Genomic DNA, 22,736 nt, shown 5'->3' on the forward strand with positions numbered 1-22,736 from the left:
TCATCCCAGCCGACTTCGTCGACGTGTCGAGGGTGCCGCCGCCGTCGGCGGCGGTCCGCCGCGCCGCCCGTCCCCGCCCGTGGCAACGCGGTGGCGCCGGCCGCGAGGGCCGCGGGGCCGTGGCACGGGATGCCCCCACGGCACGCGGCCCGGGGGAAGCTGCCGGATCGTCCCGGCGACCCACGACGAGGAGGACGCTTCGGATTCTCCGCCTCCCGACGCACCGCAGGCGGGGGCGACTCCAGCGGCGGCCGGGGGCGAGCCGGCGTGCGGCCAGGGCCCAGGTGTATTGGTCGCGAGCGTTGCCGACACCGGGGCGGGCTTGATCAAGGCGAAGACCTCCGGTGCGGTGGAGCTGTCCAGGACTGCACCACACGGAGGTCTTCGTGTCCCACCGCGATGCCCGGCCGACCGTTCACGGCAGGCGGCTGCTGGTCGAGCGTGTCTGTGCGGGGCGCCCTGTCGCGCACCCGGCGGCCACCCACCCAACACCCGCGTGAACGACGCTGCGGGTCAATGCCCCTGGGCGGGCGGCGCCACCAGCGTCGCGGACTGCCCCGCGTCCTGCAGCGCGGCGGCGACAAAACCGCCGGCCTTCAACTCCTCGACCACCTCACGCAGGAACGCGACCGTCTCCGGCCGCCGCTTCCGGGTCGTGCCGACCGCCTGCCGGATCTCCATGAACCGCTCGTCGACCAGCCGCAGTCCGGGGTGGGCCGCGACGAAGCCGGTCATGGGCTGGCGGATGCCCGCAGCGACCTCCAGGCCCTCGGCGAGGAACACCTCCACTCCCTCCTCGCCGCGCACCACCGCGGCGTGCCGCAGGGTGCGGGTGAGGAAGAGGTCGTAGGCCGAGCCCCGTTTCACGCCGATGCGCACGCCCGGCCGGTCCACGTCGGCCGCCGTGCCGATTGACGAGTCCTGGGGCACGGCGTAGACACCCTCGATCACCACGTACGGAGCGGTGAAGGCCACGTCCGCCTCGCGGGCGGGCTCCACGGCCAGGAAGCAGAGGTCCGCCAGGCCCGTCGCCATCGCCTCGTAGGACGTGCGGGCCGCGTCGAAGCACAGGAACTCCACCGGCATGCCGAGCCGTGCCGCGACCTCCCGTGCGATGGCGACCGTCACGCCGCCGGGTTCCCGCTCGGTGCCGTGCGCCAGTACCGGATTGCCCAGGTTGATCGAGGCCCGCAGAACCCCGGTGGGGGCCAAGTCCTCGATGACGTCGGTCGTCGCGATGGTCATGGGGCCGAGTCTAGGAGTCCCCGCCGACAACGAGGCGGGTGAGGCGTACGCCCGCGGCCCCTTTCCTCAGGTCTCCACAGGCTCGCGGCGGCGTTGTCAGTACCCGCGCCTACAGTTCCGGTCACTTGATCAACCCGGTGCAGGGAGGCACACGATGGGGTGGGTGACGGCGGGCGACTACGAGGTCTCCCTCGACGACGGAAAGGTCGTCTGCCGCAACGCGGCCGGCCGGCGGCTGAAGTCCGTTCCGGGCAAACTGGCCGACGACCCCGCGGTGGTGGGGCTGCGCCAGCTCACCGAATGGCTGGACCGCCACGAACGGCAGTGCCTGGCCGACGTGGAGCGGTGGATGGTGCGCTCACTGCCGGTGCCGATCGCCGTCGTCGCGGCGGTGTGGCCCGACCCGGCCTGGCAGGCCGCCCTGCGGGACGTCGTCGTCACCGGTGCCGACGGGCAGGTCGCCGGCTTCCTGCGCGACGCCGGGACCGAGCGCGGGCTCGGGCTGGTGGACCTGGACGGAGACACCGTGCGCATCGCCCCCGAACTCGTGCGCATCCCGCACCCGGTGCTCTTGGACGACCTCGAGGACCTGCGCGAGTTCGCGGTCGAACTGGGCGTGGAGCAGCGGGCGCAGCAGCTCTTCCGCGAGGTCTGGCACCGCCCGGCGGACCTGGACCCCGAGGGCACCGTGGTCGAGGACTACGCGGGGGGCACGTTCAAGGAGCTGCGCTTCCTGCACGGCCGCGCCACCTCGCTCGGCTACCGGGTACGCGGAGGGCACGCCGTCTGTCCCGTCCTCGAGGACGGCCGGTCCGTCGAGGCCCGCATCTGGATCGGCGACTACGACGGCTGGAGCGAGACCGAGACCGGCCCCCTGTCCTGGACCGACAGCGCGGGACGCGCCCTGGGGCTCGGTCAGGTCGGCCCCGTCGCCTGGTCGGAAGGCATGCGCATGGCGGCCACCCTCTACGCGGGCCGCGACATCGAGGACGAGGAGCAGGCGGCATGAGCACCCACGACCGGAACAGCGTCACCGCGCTGCTGGACGCCGGAGCCGTCCTGCCCCTGGGCACCATCGCGGGCGAGGAGGCCGACACCCTCACCGTGCGCGGCTACACCCACCCCGTGCTCGACGGCCGCCGTGTCGTCCGGCTCGTCCCGGGCACCCTCGGGGAGGCGGAGGACCTGGCGCTGGACTTCCTCGGCCTGATCCGCGAGCCCGAGACACCCGAGGTCGGACAGGTGCGCCGGGAGACCCTCGGCTTCCCCGCCTGGGCCCTGGTCAACGACCCGGCCAACGGCCACCACGCGCTCGCCCTGGTCAAGGACATCGAACGGCTCGCGCGAATCGCCAAGTCCCGGGCCGGAGCCGCCAGGGACGGCTTCGAGGCCCTGGCCGAACGTCTCGGCCGCGCGGTGCCGCACTTCCTGCCCACCTTCCACGAGCAGGCCGCCCGGGTCTTCCTCCAGCACGAGAACACCACCTACGCCGCCGCCTTCTTCGGCAAGGCCCGTGCCGCCGAGCGCGTCCACGGCCTCACCGTCGACGAGGACCGCCAGCGCGCCGTGTTCCTGGAGTTCGCGTTCGCGGGCGCCCTCACCGTCAAGGCGCTCAAGGAGCACGTCAAGGACCTCGCGCTGCGCCTCGACCCGTCCGAGGCCTGGCGGCAGTTCCGCCAACTCGCCGTGGAGCGCTGCGCGGCCGGGATGCCGCCGTACGCCTCGCTGCCGCAGGACGCCCGCGCGCTGATCAAGGCCGCCGGGCTGAACCGGGTCACCGAGGAATGCGCCCTCGTCGCCGACCTGCTGGCCTCGCCCGCCGTCGTGCGCGCGCCCGGCTCCTTCTGGACCGCCTACCGGCCCACCCTGGTCGTGCTCGCCGAGCGGCAACCGGCGGTACGGGCACGGCTGCTGGAGATCATGCCGACCGGCCTGGGCCGCGACCCGGAGCACGACGAGTTCTGGCTCGCGCTGCTCGCCGAGACCGGCGCCGACACGCTGCTGACCGGGGAGGCCGGCGAGACCGCTGCGGCCGTCGACGCGGCGGACTGGCTGACCCGCTGGGCCACGCACCGCAAGCACGGCTCACCCAGCTCCGAACGCTCCGCGTCCACCCTCGCCCTGGTCGCCCGGATGGCTCCCCGGCTGCGCGCCGACGGACGTCCCGTCGACCTCTTCGCGGCCCGCTGGCGCGTCGGCGCCGAACTCGACCTGCTCGACCTGTGCGCGGCGGAGGGCGTTCCACTCACCGTCCCCGAGGCCCCCGGGAACGTCCACCTGCCGCTCGCGCCGTGGCTGCTCGACCGCGGTACCGGACGGCGCGACCTCGTGGCCTGCGGCGCCGACCCCCGCCTGCGGCGCCTGCTGCACCACGCGATCGGCCAACTCGGCGACCAGCGCACGCAGACGGCGGCGCTGGAGGCCCTGGCCGCGCACCCGGTGCTCAGCACCGTCCTGCACGCCTGGCTGGACGAGGCGGCCGAACGGTTCACCGGCGCCCGCGGCCTGCCCGCCTCGCGCGCCGCCCTCAGCCGCATGCGGTCCTTCCGGTCCGTCGCGGCACGCGTCAACCCCGGCGCCGTCGCCCGCGTCGCCGGCCACGACCTCGCTCCGCTGCTCGGCCGCACCCTGCGTGAGGGCATCCTCGACGAACTGGGCTGGCCGGCGCTCGAGGAGGCCATCGAACTCCTCGACGCCGCTGTCGCCGCGGCTCCCGGGGAGCACGCGCTCGGGATCGCCGAGGCCTGGCCCGCCCTCGTCCTCTCGCGCAAGCACAAGGTCGTGGTCGTCGGCCCCGACAAGGTGCTCCTCGAACACGACCTGCGTATCCCCGTCGAACTCGACCGCTGGCACCGGCCCGAGTTCCGCTACACCGACGGCGAACTCCTCGTGATGTGGCGGGAGGGCGACAAACAGCGCGGCTACTGGTCAGCCCGGCCCGCCGACATCTTCACCCTCGGCGGCGAGCCCCTTCCGACGTGGTGGCACGCGCAGGTCGGCGCGCCCTCGATCCCCCTCCCCGGCGGCGGCCGCGCCACCGGCGGCCGCACCCTGCACGCCGGTGACACGGTGGTGCCGCCGAGCCACCCGGTCCTCGGCGACGGCACCTCCTTCTGGCGCCAGGGCAAGCAGGGCCGCGAGCAGGTCTGGATGGAGTACGACCCGGTCACGGGCACCCACGGCCGCGCCTCGCTGCCCGCCTTCCTGCGCTCCGGCATCCGCGAGGGCGCCCGGCTCCAGCAGGACGACTGCGAGGTCCTGCCGCTTCAACCCGGCCTGGAGACGTCACCCTTCGGCACCGACGGCACGGTCCTGGGGCGCTGGGTCCGCGTCGAGGGCGAGGGAAGCGAGGCGCGCTGCACCGCCGGCACGCCCGACGGCCGCATCGTCGGTTTCCCCCTCCTGAAGGCGGCGAGCCGTTCCCGGGCCGTCCCGCTCGGCGCGCTGCGCCTTCCCGGTGGCGCCGAGCCGGTCGTGGCGCACACCGGCCAGGCGGTGTCGCTCCACGTGGCCGGCGACACGACCGGTGCCGACGAACTCGCCACCTTCTCGGTGTGCGGGAACGGTGGGGAGTTCGCCGCCGGCACCCGGCTCGTCCCGCCGCTCCCCTTCTGGCACGCCCTGCGCCCGCGAGACGAGAAGGGCTCGGCCGTGCTGCGCGCCTTCACCGACGCGCAGGCCGCCGACGTGCTGAAGACCACGGCGAGCGCCCTCGCCGAACGCAGCGCGGAGGTGGCCCGCACCAAGGAGTACACCGGCCCCTCCGCCACCGCCGTGGCACGCGCCTGCGTGGCGCGGGCCCTTCCCGGGCTCGCCGAGAAGCGGCTGATCGAGGGAGTGAGCGCGCTGGTGCAGGGCGTCCTCCGCCACGTGGAGGGCGTGAACGGCTTCGTCGCACCCCCGACGGGGCGGACGGCGCAGTCACGCAGCCGTACCGAGGGCATGTTCGCCGACCACAGCCCCGAGCACGGCGACGACCACACCCTGCGCGGCGCCGTCGCCGGCATCGTCGACGACGGGTACTCGTGGTGGTCGCGCGACACACAGTGGGCCACGCTCCGGCAGATCCGCTCCGTCAACCACGTGCTGTCCGGTCGCCCCGCCGAGGGCAAGCCGCTCCCCGGCCGGGACAGGATCGGCGCCCTCGGCGGCGGATGGCACAGCGACGAGTGCACCGTCACCGGCATGGGACTGACCTGGCCGTCCGTCCTCGGTGCGCTGCGCGCGCTGGCCTTCCGCGCGGCGTCGCCCGCCGTCCCGGCGAAGGAGCGCGAGGCGCTGTGCCTGCTCTTCGAGGCGATCGCCGCGGGACGACTGGCGGCGCCCGGGGGCGGGCTCCGCGAGGTCGTCCTCGGGGAGAAGCACGAGACGCAGCAGCGAGTGGGGCAGGTCCTGCGCCGCGGTGACCGCACCGTGGTGATCCTCGCCTGCAAGAACGTCGACGGACAGCGTGAGCAGGTCCATTGGGCCGCCCTCGACCACGACCCCTCCGGAGCCTTCGGCGCCGTCGCCCACTTCACCGCGGAGGGGGAGAGCGACCGCACCCCCGACCTCCCGGCGGCGCGACTGGACGAAGTGATCCGGCTTCTGCGGGACAAGGGTGCGACGCCCTGGCGGGAGGGCGGCCCGGGGGAGCTCGTCGCGGCGACGGGCGGCGGCCTCGGCCCCGTACAGGCGGCGCTGCTGCTCGCCGGCATGCCCCAGGACCCGGACACCTCGGCACTGGCGGCCGTCGGGCTGAAGCCGCGTCAGAGGGAGTTCGGCGAGGGACTGCTGGCCTCGCTGGGCCAGGACGGCCAGACGGCCCTTGCCGGCGCCCTTCTGCCGGAGGAACCGGCTGAACTGTGGACCACCGGGCCCGACATCGCGGCGGCAGGCCGCGTCTGGGCCGAACGGCTCGGCGACTTCGTCCGCCTGCCGGAGGAGGTCGCCGGTGAACTCGCCGGCGTTCCGGCCGGGGCCGCCGAGGCGGTCCTCAATCCCGCCCGGACCCCCTGGCTCAGCCGCACCACCGTGCAGCGGCCCGACAAGGACGGCGACCTCGTTCCCCAGGACCCCCACGCGCTGCCCGGACGGCAGGACATCCCACGCTCCGTCGCCGCGCTGGCACAGCTCGCCTACGGCCTGCCCTACGGGCATCGGCTGCGCGCCGCGCTGCCCGGCGGCCTGGCCGCGCTGCGCCGCCGGCTCGCCGATCCCGGACTGCTCGTCGACGCCGACATCGAGTGGACGGCGAAGGGCGGCCCCACCGCCGTTCAGCTCCGCAAGGCCTACGGACTGCCCGCGACCGGCGGCGCCGACGCCCATGGCCTGACGCACGTCGGCGAGGCCCTGGTGCTGCGCCCCTGGTACGGCGACACCGAGACCGTGCTCGTCCGCCCGGCCGGGCTGACCGGGCCCGACGACGCCGTCTTCGGCCTCGTCGAGGGACTGGTGGGTCCGCACCGCGGCGGCGCCCTGCACGGCCTGCGGGCCGTTCTCGGTGACGGACTGGAGCGCGCGCTCGCCGCGGGCACCGGCCCCGATTCCCCGGCCGGCCATGCCCAGGACCCCACCTTCAGCGTGCCCGATCTCGTCGCCGAGGTCGCCGCCGCCCACGGCCTCGGTGAGGACGCGGCCGCGCTCTACCTGCAACTGCTCGCCCTGCCGGACCCCACGGACCGCAACTGCGCCCGCTGGACAGGCTGGAAGCCCGCGCGCATCAAGAAGGCCCGCACCGAACTCGCCGCGAGCGGCCTCGTCGTCGAGGCCCGCCGTCCGCGGGCCGGGCGCACTCTCTTCCTGCCCTGCGGCTGGCGCGACCTCAAGGCACCCGCCCTGCCGGTGGAGACCTGGAAGGAACGCCTCTACCCCGTCCGCGACCACGTCAGGACCGTCCCCCTGCTCCCGGTATCCGAACTGTTCACCGCCGCCTGGGACCGTGTCCGCGACGGCGACGCCCCCGCATTCGAAGAACTCACCACCCGCGCCACCCGGAAGGGCCGCCGCCGATGACCACCACCGCACCCCCCGCCGACACCACCGCGCCCGCGCGGCGGCAGGTCACTCCGCCCGAGGACCGGTACGCCACCGAGCTGGCCTTCCTCGCCGCCCACGACACCGGACCCCGCCCGCCCTCCTGGCGGCTCACCCCGCGTGCCGTCGTCACCTTCGTCATGGGCAGCGGTGGACAGCCGCTGAAGCTGCCGGAGGACGCCGTGGTGCCCGGCGACGTCCCGCGCCGGCTCGTGGTCGAGGGAAAGTTCGTCGGCGACCGCGCCCTGGTGGAGCGGTGCGTCGTGACGCTCGCGGGGGAGCGCGGGCTGCTGCTCGTCGGCGAGCCCGGTACCGCGAAGTCGATGCTCTCCGAGCTGCTGTCCGCCGCCGTCTGCGGCACCAGCGGCCTGGTCGTCCAGGGCACCGCCGGCACGACGGAGGACCAGCTCAAGTACGGCTGGAACTACGCCCTGCTGCTCGCCCAGGGACCCAGCCGGCAGGCGCTCGTCCCCTCGCCGGTCCTCACGGCCATGTCGCGCGGCGCCGTCGCCCGCGTCGAGGAGGTCACCCGCTGTCTTCCCGAGGTGCAGGACTCCCTGGTCTCCCTGCTCTCCGAGCGGCGCATCGCGATCCCCGAACTCGCCGGCGGCGAAGACGCCTTGGCGCACGCGGCACCCGGTTTCACCCTCATCGCCACCGCCAACCTGCGCGACAAGGGCGTCTCCGAGATGTCCGCCGCCCTCAAGCGCCGCTTCAACTTCGAGACCGTCGGCCCCATCGGCGACCTGGACGCCGAGACCGCGCTCGTGCGCAGCCAGTCCCGCGCCGCCGTCGAACGCGCCGGGGCGCCCTACCAGGTCGACGACGCCGTCCTGGAGGCCCTGGTCACCGCTTTCCGCGACCTGCGCGAGGGCCGCTCCGCCGAGGGGTGGGAGGTGGAGCGCCCCTCCACGGTGATGAGCACCGCCGAGGCCGTGTCGGTGGCGGGCGCGCTCGCCCTGGCCGCCGCGTACTTCCCCGGCGACCGCGACGTGCTCGGCCTGCTGCCCGGGCATCTGCTCGGCGTGGTGCGCAAGGACGACCCGGCCGACGCGGCACGGCTGCTCGGTTACTGGGACGGTCCCGTCCGGCGCCGCGCCGAGCAGGGCTCCCCGACCTGGCGCACCCTGTGGGAACTGCGCACCGTGCTGGAGGGATGACGGCCGTGTCCCGGACCCCCGACGCCGCCCTCGCGGCGTTCACGGACACGGCGGCGCCGTACCTCGTCGGCGTGCGCCACCACGCGCCGTCGCTCGCGGCCGCCGTGCCCGCCCTGCTGGACGACGCGAAGCCGGACGTCCTGCTCGTCGAACTCCCGGGCGAGATGCAGGAATGGCTGCCCTGGCTCGCCCACGAGGAGACCCGGGCACCCGTCGCCCTCGCCGCCGCCCCCGGCGACGGAGCGGGCGGCGGGCCGGCCTTCTACCCCTTCGCCGACTTCTCGCCCGAGCTGGCCGCCGTGCGCTGGGCGGCCCGGCACGGCGTCCCTGCCGTGGCCTGCGACCTGCCGCTCGCCGATCGCGCGTGGGCCGCCGGCCGGGAAGCGCCGGGAACGGCGGGGGAGTCCGGGCCCGGACTCCACGCGGCCCTGCGCGACCGCGTCACCGGCCGCCCCGGGGACGACCTGTGGGACCGCCTCGTGGAGGCCACCGCCCCCGGTTCACCGCCCGAGGCGCTGCGCCGTGCCGCTCTGCTGACCGGATGGGCCCTGCGCGAGGACGCGGCGGCCTCCGGCGGTGTCCCCGCACTCGACCTGCGGCGCGAGGCGTGGATGCGGTCCCGCCTCGCGGAGGCCACGTCCGGCGGGGCCCGCGCGGCCGTCGTCGTCGGCGCCTTCCACGCCCCGGCGCTGCTGCCGGCTGCGACCACCGGGAGCGCGTCCGCGACCGGCGAGGACTCCGGGACCGCGGCGCGCGAGGACGACCGCCCCTGGACGACCTCCCTCATCCCGTACACCTATGCGCTGCTGGACGAGCGCTCCGGCTATCCCGCGGGCATCCGCGACCCGGAATGGCAGCACCTCGTCCTCGACACGGCCGGCGACCCCGACGCCCTCGAGAACGCGCTGATCCGCACGGCGGTCCGGGTCTGTGCCGAACTGCGGGCACTGGGCCACCCGTCGGGTCCCGCCGACGCCCGGGAGATCGGCCGGCTCGCCGGCGACCTCGCACGGCTGCGCGGACTGCCGGCCGCCGGGCGGGGCGAACTCGTCGAGGCCGTGCAGACCGTGCTCGCGCAGGGCGAACCGTACGGGCGGGGACGAGCGGTCGCGCGGGCCATGGAGCGCGTCCTCGTGGGCAGCCGGAGCGGGCGGCCCGCCCCCGGCGCCCCGCGCAGCGGACTCGCCCCCGCGGTGGAGGCCGAGGCCGCCGCGCTCGGACTGCCGGGACCGGAGCCCGCGACGGCGGCCACCGACGCCCGGGACCTGCGGCTCGACCCACTCCGCTCCGACCTCGACCGCCGGCGCGAACTGCTGCTGCGACGACTGGCGGTGTGCGGTGTGCCGTACGCCGAGCCGAGGGACGTCAGCGGCGTCGGAGGAGCCGACGCCCTCACCACCCGCTGGCAGGTGCGCTGGACACCGGCGACCGCCGCGATGCTCACGGCCGCCGGCACCCGCGGGGTCACCGCGGCGCAGGCCGCCGAGGGCGTGCTCCGCGAGCGCCGCCGCTCGGAGACGGAGGAGGGCGGCCCCACCGCGGCCCAGACGCTGCGCGGGCTCGCGGAGGCCGCCGAGTGCGGGCTGCCCGTACTCGCCGACGAACGGCTGGCCGAGGCGGCGGACGTCCTCCCCGGCACCGGCACCCTGCCCGAACTCCTCGGCGGCCTGGGGCTGCTGGACCGCGTGCGCGCCGGGCACGTCGCCGGCCTCGGTCCCGACGAGGACCGCACGGCCCGCGCGGAAGCCGTCGCCGGCCTGCTGACGGCGGCCGCGGTGCGCCAGGCCGACGGTCTCACCGGTTCCGAGGATCCCGCCGACGCCCACGCACTGCTCGAACTCGCCCATCGCGCCGACCGGTTCGGCGGTATCCGGCTCGCCGACGCGCTGGCGCGCCTCGCGGCCGGAGGATCGCCCCTGATGCGCGGCGCCGCCGGTGCCGTCCGGGTGCTCCTGGGCCACGAGCCCGCGCACGACCTCGGCGCCCGGGTCGCCTCCTGGCTCGACGGGGCGACCGACCCGCCCTCGCGCGCCGCCCTCAGCGCCCGCCTCACCGGCCTGCTCACCGCGGCCGGCCCGCTCCTGGAAGCCGCCGCCCCGGCGCTCGAACCGCTGCTTGACCGGGTCGCCGACCTCCCCGACCGCGCCTTCCTCGACCGGCTCCCCGCCCTCCGTGGCGGCTTCGACACCCTCAGCCCCGCCGCCCGCGACCGGCTCCTGACGGCGGTCGAGGAACGCCTCGACACCAGCGGCATCGCCGACACCGCGGGAGCGGACCCCCTGGCCCTCGCCGCGTGGACCCGCGCCAACCTCACCGCCCGCGCCACTTTGCAACGCCTGGGCCTGCTCCCTCCGCGTGACGAGCCGGCGCCGGAGCGGGCGGCGCGCGACGCGGTGCCGGGTGCGCGTGATTGCGCACCCCGTACGACGGACGACCCCTCGGGACGCACCATCGGCGCCGCGGACCGCTGGCGGCTCGTGCTCGGCCGCCGGGCGGAGCGGCTACCGCGCGGCGCGGCGGCCCTGGCCACCGCCCTGGACGAGCTGTACGGCCGGGGCCGTGGCGAAGGGAGCCGCGGCGACATGGCGCCCGGCAACGGCGGCGGCCGGGAGGCGGCCTACCCCGGGGTGCGCGAATGGTCGGAGGAACTGGCCGTGCTGTTCGGGCCGGGCATCCGTGAGGAAGTACTCGCCGCGGCGGCCGCGTCGGGCCGCAAGGACGCCCTCACGGAACTCGACCCGGACAGCGTGCGCCCCTCGGTGGAGCTGCTGCGCACCGTGCTCGCGCACGCCGGAGGGCTGCCCGAGGCACGGCTGGCGGCCCTCCGGCCCCTCGTCCGCCGCCTCGTCGAAGCCCTGACGCGGCAGCTCGCCACGCGCCTGCGCCCCGCGCTGCACGGCGCCGTCGTCCCCCGTCCCAGCCGGCGGCCGTGCGGCGGTCTCGACCTGCCGCGCACCCTGCGGGCGAACCTCGCGACCGCCCGCCGCGCCCCCGACGGCACGGTCCAGGTCGTCCCCGAGCGCCCGGTGTTCCATACCCGGGCCAGACGCGCCGCGGACTGGCGGCTGATCCTCGTCACGGACGTCTCCGGGTCCATGGAGGCGTCGACGATCTGGGCGGCGCTGACCGCGTCCGTGCTCGCCGGGGTGCGGACCCTGTCGACGCACTTCCTGGCCTTCTCCACCGAGGTGATCGACCTCACCGACCACGTCACGGACCCGTTGTCCCTGCTGCTGGAGGTCAGCGTCGGCGGCGGCACCCACATCGCGGCCGGACTGCGCCACGCGCGCGAGTTGGTGACCGTGCCGTCGCGCACGCTCGTCGTGGTCGTCAGCGACTTCGAGGAGGGCTACCCGGTCGGCGGACTGCTCGCCGAGGTCCGGGCGCTCGTCGGCGCCGGCTGTCACGTGCTGGGCTGCGCGAGCCTCGACGACACGGGACGCCCCCGCTACTCCACCGGTGTCGCCGGACAGCTCGTCGCCGCGGGCATGCCCGTGGCCGCCCTCAGCCCCCTCGAACTCGCCCGCTGGGTGGGGGAGAAGATCACATGAACCCGAACCTGCCCCCGGTCGCGCCCGCCGTCACCGCCGCACTCGTCACGGCACTCTCGCCCCGGCTGCGCAAACGCCTCGACGCGGCCGCCGCCAAGCTGGCCGGCCGCCCGGTCGTCCGAGACGGCGACACCGTGCGCGTCGCGATCGACGACGACACCGACCTCGAACTGCACGCCCCCGGCGGCACGGTGACGAGCACCGGGGCCATCCGCTGCGGGTGCCTGCTCGCCCCGGACTGTCTGCACCGGGCCTCCGCCGCCTCCGCCGCGCCGGTCGCAGAACCCGACGCCGGTGACACGGAGCCGGTGGGCGCCGAGCCGGACGGGGTCGCCGCACCGCCCGAGGCGGCGGAGACCGCCACCCCGCAGCAGTGCGCCGCCGCCGGCGCCGTGCGCGGCGCGGCCGCCGCCGTCCTCGAGGCGGGCGTCGACGGCGCCGGCGCCGTGCCCCAGGCGGAGTTGCTGCGGGCGGCGCACACGGCCCGGATCGCCGGCCTGCCCCGGATCGCCTCGGCCGCCGTCTCCGTCGTCACGCGGCTGCGTGCCGCCCGCTCCGGCGACCCGGCCCACCGCCTGGCCGACCTGGTCGAGGCACTGCGCGAACTGCTCGGCCCCGCGCACCGCGTGCCTCACGCCGCGGGCCCCGAACTGGCCGCCGTGCGCGGCACCGCACGGCAGCCCTACAGCCCGGACGGCTCCTTGCGGGTGTACGGCCTGTTCTCCGAACCCGTGCTCACCGCGAGCGGCCACGCGGGCGCCGTCACATGGACGGCCGACGCAGACGGCCGGCTCCACACCGTCTCCGACGTCCTCCCCGGCGGACCGGGAAGGGCCACCGGCGCCGCCGACCGCAGCGTCCGCATCGGCGACACCGCCCTGACGCACCGCGAGTTGTCCCGCGCGGGACTCGCCGTGTCCGGCGCCACGGTCTCGCCCACCGGCCGTCTCGGCGCGGGCGCCGGGGTGCGTGCGGTACGGGCCTCCGGCGCGTCCTGGACCGGCGAACCGCTGGACCGCCTGTGGTCCGTACCCGTCGCCGACCAGGCCGCCCGCGCCCTGGCCACGGGCGACGGCCTGCTCTTCCTCGACGTCACCCTCACCGGTACCGTGCGCGAGTCCGGCGGGGACTGCCTGCTCGCCGACTGCGACGGCCTGACGATCCGGCTCACCGCCGCCCACGACCACCCCGCCCTGCCGTACCGGGACAATCTGCGGCTCCTTGCCGCCGCCCCCGGCCTCCGCCTGCGCGTCGTCGTCCGTCTCGACCCGGCACCGCATGCTCGCGCCCGGCTGCTCGCCCTGAGCCATCCCACGGACCCGGAGACACGACTCGACGCCGGCCTCGACCGCCTTCAACGTGCCGACCTGCCCCCGTCCGGGCTGCCCGCGGGCGCCGCCGCCCCTCTCGCCGCCTCCGACGACGCGCCCCTGCACCTGCTGCACCGCCGCGTCCAGCAGGCGGTGTCCGGCGGCCGCCGCGTGGTCGCCCTCCCCTCCACCGTCCCCGCCGACACCCACCGCCTGCGCCGCGCCGGGCTCGCCACCGCGGCCGACCTTCTCGCCGACCTCCACGCCCGAGCGGCCACCCGCGACCGCGACGCCTTCGGCCGCCTCCTCCCCACCGACCCCGTCCACTTCGCCCACGCCTGGCTCGCCGCCGCCACCTACACCGCCGAGGTCGACCGCGCGCTCTGTGCGGCCGCCTGGGGCACCGACGTTCCTGAGTGAGCCGGTGATCCACCCCGCTCCGGCCTCGCGCCGGGCCATGGCCTTGCCCCGTGGGTGGAGGCCGGGAATGCTGGGCCGATGCCGGGGCAGCGCAGGAGGAGACGTCAGCGGCGCGACGAGAGGGAGCGGGCCGCCGCACGGTTCGCGCCGGAGACGGGCCACTGGGAAGTGCTCTTCGAGACCCATGACGCGTCGGAGTGGCGTGCGCACATGCGCCGTCTGCGATCGTCCGGCACGCGGATCGACTGGACGGCGGTGCGGATGGACACGTTGTGCGGCCGCCTGGTCCATCCGACCGTCTACCGGCTGAGCCTCTTCGTGCCGGACGCCGACCGCGATCCGCGCCAGGGGCCCGCCGGCAGCTGATCCTTGCGATCGTCCGACAAGCCGGGGGGTCGCGTCGCGCCCGGAGCGGCCCCTTGAGTTCCGGCCGTCTTCCCCGTCATGCCTGAGCGGGGCGAGTGCGGTCGCCAACGGGGCCTGTTTCCACCCGACTTCGGGCCGCGTCGGGCCAAGGATCCACGTCCCGCCGCCGGAACGGGCCGTGCGCGGGCGCGTTTCCGGCGCCCTCCTGCGACGGCCGGCGGAGCCCCGCCGGCCGCACGGTCCGCCCCGGTACCAGCCCCGGTACCAGCCCCGGATCCGCGCGTGGAGCCGCCCCGGGCGCGCGCGGCCCCGTTTGGCGCGATCCGTTCGCCCGGGCGTGTGGTTCACGTGTGCATCGAGGGCCCTGTGTTGACAGGTATTCAGCTGAGGCGTTTCACTCAAGCCCGCTGGCAACGTTGTCAGGAGCCGGACAACGTTGTCGTGCGTCGAGCGAGTGCGGCGCACCCTCAGTCATCCGTGAAGACGACCCGGTTGTGGAGGCACGTGATGGCAAGACCCTGGCGCGACCTGCTGATCCTCAGGCCCCATCTCCCGCGCGTACGGCGCCTGCGCGTTCCGCTGGCGGCGGTCGCCGTCCTGAGCCTCGCGGCCGGACCGCTGCAGGCGGCCTCCGCCGCGGCACCCGCCGCTGACGTCCCCTGGGTCGACGACCCGGCGTCGTTGGTCAATCCGATCATCGGAACATCGGGTGCCGTGGACACCTTCCCCGGTCCCGACATGCCCTTCGGCATGCTCCAGTGGGGGCCGGACACGACCCCGGACCGCCCCTCCGGCGGCGGTTACGAGTACGACGACAAGAAGATCTCGGGCTACAGCCTCACGCACATCTCGGGCCCCGGCTGCCCCGCCGCCGGTGACGTGCCCGTACTCCCCGTCGCCGGGTCCCTCACCGGCGACCTGAGCGCCACCTCGACCGGCTTCAGCCACGCCAACGAGCGGGCGGAGGCCGGCTACTACCGGCTGACCGACGACGCGGGCATCACCACGGAGCTGACCAGCACCACCCGCGCCGGGCTCGCCACCTTCACCTTCCCGGGCAGTGCCGACTCGCACCTGCTGCTCAAGCTCAGCGGCGGTGCCACGCAGATCGACAACACCCGCGCCCAGGTGGTCAACGACCACGAGGTGTCGGGCGCGGTGAGCAGCGGCCACTTCTGCGGCGCCGACAACACCTACACGCTGCACTTCCGCATGACCTTCGACCGGCCCTTCACCAGCAGCGGCACCTGGGTCGGCTCCTCGGTCAACCCCCAGGCGAAGTCGCTGCGCCTCGGCGCCCCGGAGCAGCCGCTCGCGCCCCCGGCGACCCGCGGTCCGCAGAAGGAACGGCACTTCACCGTGCCGGGCCGCCCCGGACCCCGCGCCGGCCACGGCCCCGGCGGCGACTCCGCGAAGGGTTCGGAGACCGGTGGTGCCACCCCGAGTGCGGGCACCCGCGCGAAGCCCCCGGTCACCGGCGCCAACGGCATGTACCTGACCTTCGACACCACCACGCAGAAGGCCGTGAAGGCCAAGGTGGCGATCTCGTACACCAGCGACGCCAACGCGGGGAAGAACCTGACCTCCGAGATCCCGGGCTGGAACTTCGCCGGCGTCCGGCAGGCCAACCACGACGCGTGGAACAAGATCCTCGGCCGGCTGCGGATCGGCGGCGGGAGCCACGACCAGCAGGTGCAGTTCTACACCGCGCTGTACCACTCGCTCCTGCACCCCAACGTCTTCTCGGACGTCAACGGCGAGTACGCCGGCATGGACGGCGAGGTGCACACCGTCCGCAAGGGCCACGCCCAGTACGCCAACTACTCCGGCTGGGACACCTACCGCTCCCAGACGCAGCTGATGGCCGTCGTCGCGCCGGACGTCACCAGCGACGTCGTCACCTCCATGGTCAACGGCTTCGACCAGACCGGGCTGTTCCCCAAGTGGGCGCAGAACAACGGCGAGAGCTACGTCATGGTCGGTGACCCGGCCGCCGGGATCATCGCCGGCGCGTACGCCTTCGGGGCCCGCGACTTCGACGCCCCCGGCGCACTGGACTCCCTCGTCCACCAGGCCACCCACCCCAACAACGACCGCCCCGGCCAGACGGTCCGCGACGCCAAGGGCTACCTGCCCATCGACGGCAGCGACTGGGGCTGCTGCAACTTCTACGGCCCGGTGTCGACGCAACTCGAGTACGACAGCGCCGACTACGCCATCGCCGCCCTCGCCACGTCCCTCGGCGAGAACGGCGTCCACCGCACCTTCGCCACCCGCGCCCAGGACTGGCAGAACGTCTTCAACGTGCGCACCGGCTACGTCCAGGCCCGCACCGCCTCCGGCGCCTTCGCCACCGGCTTCGCGCCGGGCACCTCCAACGGCTTCGTCGAGGGCACCTCGGCGCAGTACACCCCGATGATCCCGTTCAACCTGAAGGCGCTGATCGCGGCGCGCGGCGGCGCGGACGCCTACGACGCCTACCTCGACAGCCTCCTGTCGGACATCGCCCACCCCGGCGGCACCAACGCCGACCTCAGCAACGAGCCGAGCGTGGAGATCCCCTGGGAGTACTCCTACCTCGGCCGTCCCTGGAAGACGCAGGCCGCCGTCCGCGAGGCCCAGCAGAAGCTGTACTTCAACGCGCCCGTGGGGCAGTTCGGCAACGACGACCTGGGTGCGATGAGCTCCTGGTACGTCTGGTCCGAGCTGGGCATGTACCCGCAGACGCCGGGCACCGACACCCTGGTGCTGGGCAGCCCGGTCTTCCCCAAGGCGCAGATCCGCCTCGGCGGCGGCCGAACGGTGAAGATCAACGCCCCGCAGGCCGCCACGGACGCACCGTACGTGCAGTCGCTGCGGGTCGACGGCACGGCGCACAACGCCGCCTGGCTGCCGTTCGCCGACCTGAGCGAGGGCGCCACGCTCGACTTCACCCTCGGTACCAGCCCCAACACCTCGTGGGCGTCGGCGCCTTCCGCGGCCCCGCCGTCGGACGCCACCGGCCAGCGGACCGTGCTGGCGGGCTCCGGCCCGTCCGGCGCCGGCCTGGTGCTCGCCCCCGGCGGCAGCGGCACCGGCACGCTCGACCTGGCCAACATCGGCTCCAAGGAAGAAGTGGTGCGCTGGACCGCGCAGGTGCCGTCCGGGGTCTCCCTGGACGCCGACTCGGGCTCGCTCACCCTGGGGGCGGGGGCGAAGGAGTCCCACCCGGTGACGGTGACCGGCGGCAGCGGGGAGGGCACGTACGACATCGTCTTCTCGCTGAGCACCGCGTCCGGCAGTGACCTCGGCACCACGGTGCTGCACGTCGCCGTCGCCGCACCGGGCGCCCTGTGGCCGTACTACACCAATGAGGGTGTCCACCCCGACGGCAGCCAGTACAACGGCGGTTTCGACGGCGGCGGCTGGGCGTACTCGAAGGAGGCGCTGGCCGCGGCCGGCGTCCAGGGCGGCAGCACGGTGACCGCCGACGGCATCACCTACACCTGGCCCGGCACCACGGCCGGGCAGCCCGACAACATCGAGGCCTCCGGGCAGACCGTCCCGCTGAACGCGCCCGCGGGGACGGTGTCCGTCGGCCTGCTGGGGTCGGCGACCAACGCCTCGTCCGCCGGCGCGACCGGCACCTTCACCGTCACCTACGCCGACGGCAGCACGGCGCAGATCCGCTCCGGCTTCTCCGACTGGACGCTGGGCGGCGGCGGGGGCAAGCCGATCCCGGGCAACACCACGGCCGTCACGACGGCCTACCGCAACACCGGGAGCGGCAAGCAGGACAAGGTGGCCACCTATGTGTTCGCCGTGAAGCTGCCCGTGGACGCCGCCAAGCGCGTCGCGAGCATCACCCTGCCGGCGACCGCCGACGGCACGGCGCACGTGTTCGCCTTCGGGTACGGGAGCTGACACCGCGTCCGGGTGGCGGTGCCCCGCGGGGCACCGCCACCCGGACGCACACCCGGACGGCTCAGGACACGACGTCCTTGCCCCGGAACCCGCGGTAGGCCAGGGCGAGGAAGACCACCGCGAACGAGACCGACACCGACACTCCCTTGAGCATCCCGGCCCACTCCAGCCGGGGCTGCAGCGCGTCGAACCACGCGTACTGCCAGTGCGTCGGCAGGACGCTGCGCAGGGAGCCCAGGGCCGTGATCGCGTCGAGGATGTTCGACAGGATCGCGACCCCGACCGCCCCGCCGACCGCCCCCAGCGGGGCGTCGGTGACCGTCGACAGCCAGAAGGCGAAGCCCGCGACGGCCAGTTGGCAGGCGAAGACGTACAGTGCCGCGATCGCCAGGCGCCCGGCCGCGGTGCCCGGCGGCAGCGAGCCTGCCGAGGTGAGTTCCATGTCGTGCCAGCCGTAGGCGAGGGTGCCGACCCCCAAGGAGACCGCCGGCAGGGCGAGCACCGCGACCGCGCTGAAGACCAGCGAGACCAGCACCTTGCTGGTGAGCAGACGGGCCCGGGGCACGGGCGCGGCCAGCAGGTAGCGCAGCGAGGACCAGCTCGCCTCGGAGGCGATGGTGTCCCCGAAGAAGAGCGCGACGGGGATCGTCACCAGGAACCCGGACGAGACGAAGAGCACCGCCAGCGCGAAGTTGACCCCGGAGGCCGTGGCCACGTCGATCATCGTCGGCACCGAGTCCCGGCCGCTGGGCGTGCCGCCGATGGCGAACGCGGCCCAGACGACGACGGGCAGGCCCAGGACGACGGCGAGCGCGACCAGCGTGCGCCGCCGCAGGAGCTGCCGTACCGCCTCCACGCGGAAGGGCAGGGTGCGGGCCGGGCGGTACCCCGGCGCGACCTCCGCGGCGCCCTCTGTGCCCGCCGGGATCGCGGTGCCCGCCGGGCTCGCGCCGTCCGCGGTGTCCACAGTGTCCAAGGGGCCGGTCATGCGGACTCTCCGATCAGGGTCAGGAACGCGTCCTCCAGGCGCCGGTGCGGCCCGACCCGCTCCACCGGCACGTCCAGCCGCAGCAGTTCGGTCAGCAGCTCGGGCACGGTCGTCGTGCCGGGCCGCACCAGCAGCCCGTCCTCCACGGACTCGGCCGCCGCGATCCCCGGCAGCGCGGCGAGCTTCGCGGCGACGGCCTCGCGGGCCCCCTCCGGCATCCTGGGGGCGCCGACGAGCAGCACCTCGCCGCCGCCGGAGATCTCGCCGACCGGGCCGGCCGCGATCAGCCGTCCCTTGTCCATCACCACGAGGTGCGTGCAGCTCTGCTCGACCTCCGACAGCAGGTGGCTGGAGACGATGACGGTGCGCCCGGCGGCCGCGTAGCGCCGTACGACGTCGCGCATCTCGCGGATCTGCGGCGGGTCCAGGCCGTTGGTCGGTTCGTCGAGGATCAGCAGGTCGGGCAGGCCCAGCATGGCCTGAGCGATGGCGAGCCGCTGCCGCATGCCCTGCGAGTAGGTCCGCACGGCGCGTTCCAGGGCCTCGCCGAGACCGGCGATCTCCAGCGCCTCCTCCACATGGGCGTCGGCGGCCGGGCGGCCCGTGGCCCGCCAGTACAGCTCGAGGTTGGCCCGCCCGGTCAGGTGCGGCAGGAAGCCCGCGCCCTCCACGAACGCGCCGACCCGCGACAGGACGGGCGCGCCGGGCCGGATCGCCTGCCCGAAGACCCGGATGCCGCCCGCGTCGGGCCGGATCAGGCCCATCATCATCCGCATCGTCGTGGTCTTGCCCGCGCCGTTGGGGCCGAGCAGCCCGAGCACCTGGCCGCGCTCCACGCGGAAGGACAGCTCCCGCACCGCGTAGCGGTCGGCCGCGCCCTTGTACCGCTTGGAGAGCCCGGAGATCTCCAACGGCACGCCGGCGAGCGCGGGATCGGGGGCCTGCCGCACAGTGCCCGCCCGCCGCCGCCCGGTCAGCAGCAGCGCCGCGGCCAGCGCGAGCGCGGCGAGGGGCAGTACCCACACCCAGGCGGGCAGCCCGCCCTGGTCCGTGGTCAGGGCCGGGTCGACGGGCACGGTCAGCGCGGCGCCCGCGGGCAGCGACACGCGGTACGTCGCGGGCCGCACCGGGGAGGAGTAGCCGAGGTCGGTGCTGGACAGCACCAGCCGCAGCCGGTGCCCCGCGGCGAACTCGTGGTCCACGGCGGGCAGCCTGACCGGCACGATGCCCTTGCCGTCCGCGCGCAAGGGCGCGACCAGTTGGTGCGGCAGCGACTCGGCGCCGCCCGGCCCCACGTCGTACAGCTTCGCGAAGAGCACCGCGCCGTCGGGGGCGTCGGTGCGTACGTCCACCCGCACGCTCGCGGCGCCCGTCAGCCGCAGCGGGGCGCGCAGCGGCGCGGAGTCGAAGGCGGCGCGCTGACCGGGGAAGTCCAGCGACAGGGACAGGCCCTGGCCGAGGTCGGAGAGCTGCGACAGCGCGCCGACGCCGGGCACCGCCGAGATGGCGGGCGGGTTGCCGCCGGCCGGGTTGGCCACCGACTGGGCGCCGCCGGTGAGGGCGACCCGGCGGGTCCGCGTGCCGTCGAGCCCGGGATAGGCGGGCGCGTCGGCGCCGCGCTTGATCGCCCGGCCGTCGGTGGTGTCCACGCCGCCGGCCCGGGTGACGCGGAAGGCGGGGCCGGTGCCGACGCCGGCGTCCTTCTTCAGGTAGTGGTCGAACCAGGCCGTGATCCGGCCCTCGACCCGGTCGGTCTCCTGGTCGCCGCCGTCGTGTCCGCCGGAGAACCAGTCGACGGCGACCGGCGCGCCGCTCGCCGCGACCGCCCGGGCGATGGCGTCGCCCTGGTCCAGCGGGAAGAGCGAGTCGTTCTGGCCCTGGACGACCAGGGTGGGCACCTTGATGCTCGCGGCGACCGACGAGGGGCTGGAGCGCTCCAGCAACTGCCGGGTGGCGGCGTCCTCCCGCCCCGATACCGCCGAGCGGTCGTACATCGCGCACAGTTGGGCGGTGAAGCCGCACTTCGCCCCGTCCGCGCCGGTGGAGAAGAAGATCCCGGCCCACAGCTTCTTGAACACGCCGCCCGGGAACAGGGCGTCGGACAGGTTCCACCAGGTGATGGCGGGAGCGATGGCGTCGACCCGCCGGTCGTGGCCCGCGGCGAGCAGCGAGACGGCGCCGCCGTACGAGGCGCCGGTGACACCGACCCGCGGGTCGTCGGGACCGTCGCTCAGCACCTCGGGGCGCCTGCCCAGCCAGTCGATCAGCCGCGAGACGTCGGCGACCTCGGCGTCGGGGGAGTCGAGCCCGATGCGGCCGCCGGACCGGCCGAAGCCGCGCGCCGACCAGGTCAGCACCGCGTAGCCGTGCCGGGCCAGGTCCTCGGCCTGCGGCCGGACGTCGTCCTTGCTGCCGCCGAAGCCGTGCGCGAGCAGGACGGCGGGCCGCGGCGTACCGCCCCCGGAGGTGAAGTACGACGCGTCGATGCGCACCGTCCGCGCGCTGCCGGGGGATTCCGGGAGGGAGAACACCCGGTCCTCGCGGTGGACGGCCGCCGGGCCGTCGGCCGCGGCCAGCGTCACCGCCCCGCCGCCGGCCAGCAGGGCGAGCGCGGCCACCCCGGCGGCGAGACGCCGCCGGGTACGCAGGGGCCTGGGCAGGGCCAATCGCATGCGGTGATCCTCGGGTGGGAAGGGCACGTGCGCCGGCGGAGTTCCGGTGCCTTCCACTATGCATTCCGGTGATCACCCGCGACGTCCGTCTCAGGCACCGGATCGCCGTACTCCACCGGGAGTACGGTGGCGACCGTGCCTCTGGACCGCCTCGCCACCGCGCCCCTGCCCCGCCTCGGACTCGGCCTCGCCGCCGTCGGAAGGCCCGGCTACATCAATCTGCACCGGGATGCCGACCTGCCCGCCGACCGCACCGTCGACGCGATGCGCGACCGGGCCCACGAGGTGCTCGACACCGCGTACGCCGCCGGGATGCGCTACTTCGACGCGGCCCGCTCCTACGGCCGCGCGGAGGAGTTCCTCGCCGGCTGGCTCGCCGCCCGCCCCGAGGTCAACGACGTGGTGGTCGGCAGCAAGTGGGGCTACACCTACACCGCGGACTGGCGCTCCGACGCGAAGGTGCACGAGGTCAAGGACCATGCCGCGGCCACCTACGACCGGCAGATCGTGGAGACCCGGGCCCTGCTCGGCGACCGGCTCGACCTCTACCAGATCCACTCCGTCACCCCGGACAGCCCGGCGCTGGCCGACCGCGCCCTCCACGAGCGCCTCGCCGCCCTCGCCGCCGAGGGCGTCGCCGTCGGCTTCTCGACCAGCGGTGCGCTGCAGGCCGAGGCCATCCGCAGGGCCATGGAGGTGACGGTCGACGGGCAACGGCTCTTCACGGCCGTGCAGGCCACGTACAACCTGCTCGAACCCTCCGCGGGACCGGCCCTCGCCGAGGCCCACGCCGCGGGCCTGACGGTCATCGTCAAGGAGGGCATGGCCAACGGCCGCCTGGCCCAGGCGGAGCCCGGCTCGGTCCTCGCCGAGGTCGCCGGCGGGGCGGGCGCCACCCCGGACGCCGTCGCCCTCGCCGCGATCCTGCACCGCCCCTGGGCGGACGTCGTGCTGTCCGGTGCGGCCACGGGCGCCCAGGTGGAGTCCAACGCCGCCGCAGTCGTCCACCTGAGCGCGGAACGCCTCGCCCGCCTCACCGCCCTCGCCGAACCGGCCCCGGTCTACTGGCGGGAGCGCTCCGCCCTGCCCTGGACCTGATCCCGCCG

At 75.2% G+C, this 22,736-nt stretch carries 11 protein-coding genes; 8 read left to right on the top strand and 3 right to left on the bottom strand.

Going from position 1 to position 22,736, the window contains the following annotated elements:
- Positions 1-513 precede the first annotated feature (513 nt).
- Positions 514-1,245, bottom strand: a complete 732-nt coding sequence (locus tag PV364_RS02865) for a transporter substrate-binding domain-containing protein (protein WP_319657975.1) — start codon at positions 1,243-1,245, stop codon at positions 514-516.
- Between the two features lie 154 nt (positions 1,246-1,399).
- Here PV364_RS02865 and PV364_RS02870 point away from each other — a divergent pair, with 154 nt between their 5' ends.
- From PV364_RS02870 to PV364_RS02900, 7 genes are all read left to right on the top strand, one after another.
- Positions 1,400-2,254, top strand: coding sequence for a DUF4132 domain-containing protein (locus PV364_RS02870; RefSeq protein WP_319657976.1), 855 nt, complete (start codon positions 1,400-1,402; stop codon positions 2,252-2,254).
- Complete coding sequence (locus tag PV364_RS02875) at positions 2,251-7,239, top strand: hypothetical protein (protein ID WP_319657977.1); 4,989 nt, start codon at positions 2,251-2,253, stop codon at positions 7,237-7,239. Before PV364_RS02870 ends, PV364_RS02875 begins: the two co-directional genes overlap by 4 nt.
- Positions 7,236-8,420: an ATP-binding protein gene (locus PV364_RS02880; RefSeq protein ID WP_319657978.1), complete on the top strand. Its 1,185-nt coding sequence runs from the start codon at positions 7,236-7,238 to the stop codon at positions 8,418-8,420. The genes PV364_RS02875 and PV364_RS02880 overlap by 4 nt, the downstream gene beginning before the upstream one ends.
- Entirely contained in the window at positions 8,417-11,971 is a 3,555-nt protein-coding gene (locus PV364_RS02885) for a DUF5682 family protein (RefSeq protein ID WP_415924521.1), read from the top strand. The genes PV364_RS02880 and PV364_RS02885 overlap by 4 nt, the downstream gene beginning before the upstream one ends.
- Positions 11,968-13,701, top strand: coding sequence for a hypothetical protein (locus PV364_RS02890; RefSeq protein WP_319657980.1), 1,734 nt, complete (start codon positions 11,968-11,970; stop codon positions 13,699-13,701). Before PV364_RS02885 ends, PV364_RS02890 begins: the two co-directional genes overlap by 4 nt.
- Positions 13,702-13,911: 210 nt before the next feature.
- Positions 13,912-14,067 (top strand): hypothetical protein, encoded by a 156-nt coding sequence (locus PV364_RS02895; protein WP_319657981.1) that lies wholly within the window; start codon positions 13,912-13,914, stop codon positions 14,065-14,067.
- 507 nt (positions 14,068-14,574) lie between these two features.
- Positions 14,575-17,970, top strand: a complete 3,396-nt coding sequence (locus PV364_RS02900) for a lectin (protein WP_319657982.1) — start codon at positions 14,575-14,577, stop codon at positions 17,968-17,970.
- Between the two features lie 61 nt (positions 17,971-18,031).
- Here the strand turns inward: PV364_RS02900 and PV364_RS02905 are convergent, their stop codons facing one another.
- Together PV364_RS02905 and PV364_RS02910 are read right to left on the bottom strand one after the other, a co-directional pair.
- Positions 18,032-18,958 carry an ABC transporter permease gene (locus PV364_RS02905; protein ID WP_319657983.1) on the bottom strand — a complete coding sequence of 309 codons (927 nt, stop codon included), beginning with the start codon at positions 18,956-18,958 and terminating at the stop codon, positions 18,032-18,034.
- Entirely contained in the window at positions 18,955-21,630 is a 2,676-nt protein-coding gene (locus PV364_RS02910; RefSeq protein WP_319657985.1) for an alpha/beta fold hydrolase, read from the bottom strand. The genes PV364_RS02905 and PV364_RS02910 overlap by 4 nt, the downstream gene beginning before the upstream one ends.
- Before the next feature lie 135 nt (positions 21,631-21,765).
- On the opposite strand from PV364_RS02910, the gene PV364_RS02915 reads away from it, so the two are divergent.
- Complete coding sequence (locus tag PV364_RS02915; protein ID WP_319657986.1) at positions 21,766-22,728, top strand: aldo/keto reductase; 963 nt, start codon at positions 21,766-21,768, stop codon at positions 22,726-22,728.
- The last annotated feature ends 8 nt before the right edge of the window (positions 22,729-22,736 follow it).

Origin of the sequence: Streptomyces sp. MI02-7b (assembly GCF_033793585.1) — a bacterium.
Lineage (GTDB): Bacteria > Actinomycetota > Actinomycetes > Streptomycetales > Streptomycetaceae > Actinacidiphila.

Excerpts from the sequence above, each read along its gene's own strand:
- PV364_RS02865 (WP_319657975.1), bottom strand. The coding sequence starts at position 1,245 with ATGACCATCGCGACGACCGACGTCATCGAGGACTTGGCCCCCACCGGG.
- PV364_RS02870 (WP_319657976.1), top strand. The coding sequence starts at position 1,400 with ATGGGGTGGGTGACGGCGGGCGACTACGAGGTCTCCCTCGACGACGGA.
- PV364_RS02875 (WP_319657977.1), top strand. The coding sequence starts at position 2,251 with ATGAGCACCCACGACCGGAACAGCGTCACCGCGCTGCTGGACGCCGGA.
- PV364_RS02880 (WP_319657978.1), top strand. The coding sequence starts at position 7,236 with ATGACCACCACCGCACCCCCCGCCGACACCACCGCGCCCGCGCGGCGG.
- PV364_RS02885 (WP_415924521.1), top strand. The coding sequence starts at position 8,417 with ATGACGGCCGTGTCCCGGACCCCCGACGCCGCCCTCGCGGCGTTCACG.
- PV364_RS02890 (WP_319657980.1), top strand. The coding sequence starts at position 11,968 with ATGAACCCGAACCTGCCCCCGGTCGCGCCCGCCGTCACCGCCGCACTC.
- PV364_RS02895 (WP_319657981.1), top strand. The coding sequence starts at position 13,912 with ATGCGCCGTCTGCGATCGTCCGGCACGCGGATCGACTGGACGGCGGTG.
- PV364_RS02900 (WP_319657982.1), top strand. The coding sequence starts at position 14,575 with ATGGCAAGACCCTGGCGCGACCTGCTGATCCTCAGGCCCCATCTCCCG.
- PV364_RS02905 (WP_319657983.1), bottom strand. The coding sequence starts at position 18,958 with ATGACCGGCCCCTTGGACACTGTGGACACCGCGGACGGCGCGAGCCCG.
- PV364_RS02910 (WP_319657985.1), bottom strand. The coding sequence starts at position 21,630 with ATGCGATTGGCCCTGCCCAGGCCCCTGCGTACCCGGCGGCGTCTCGCC.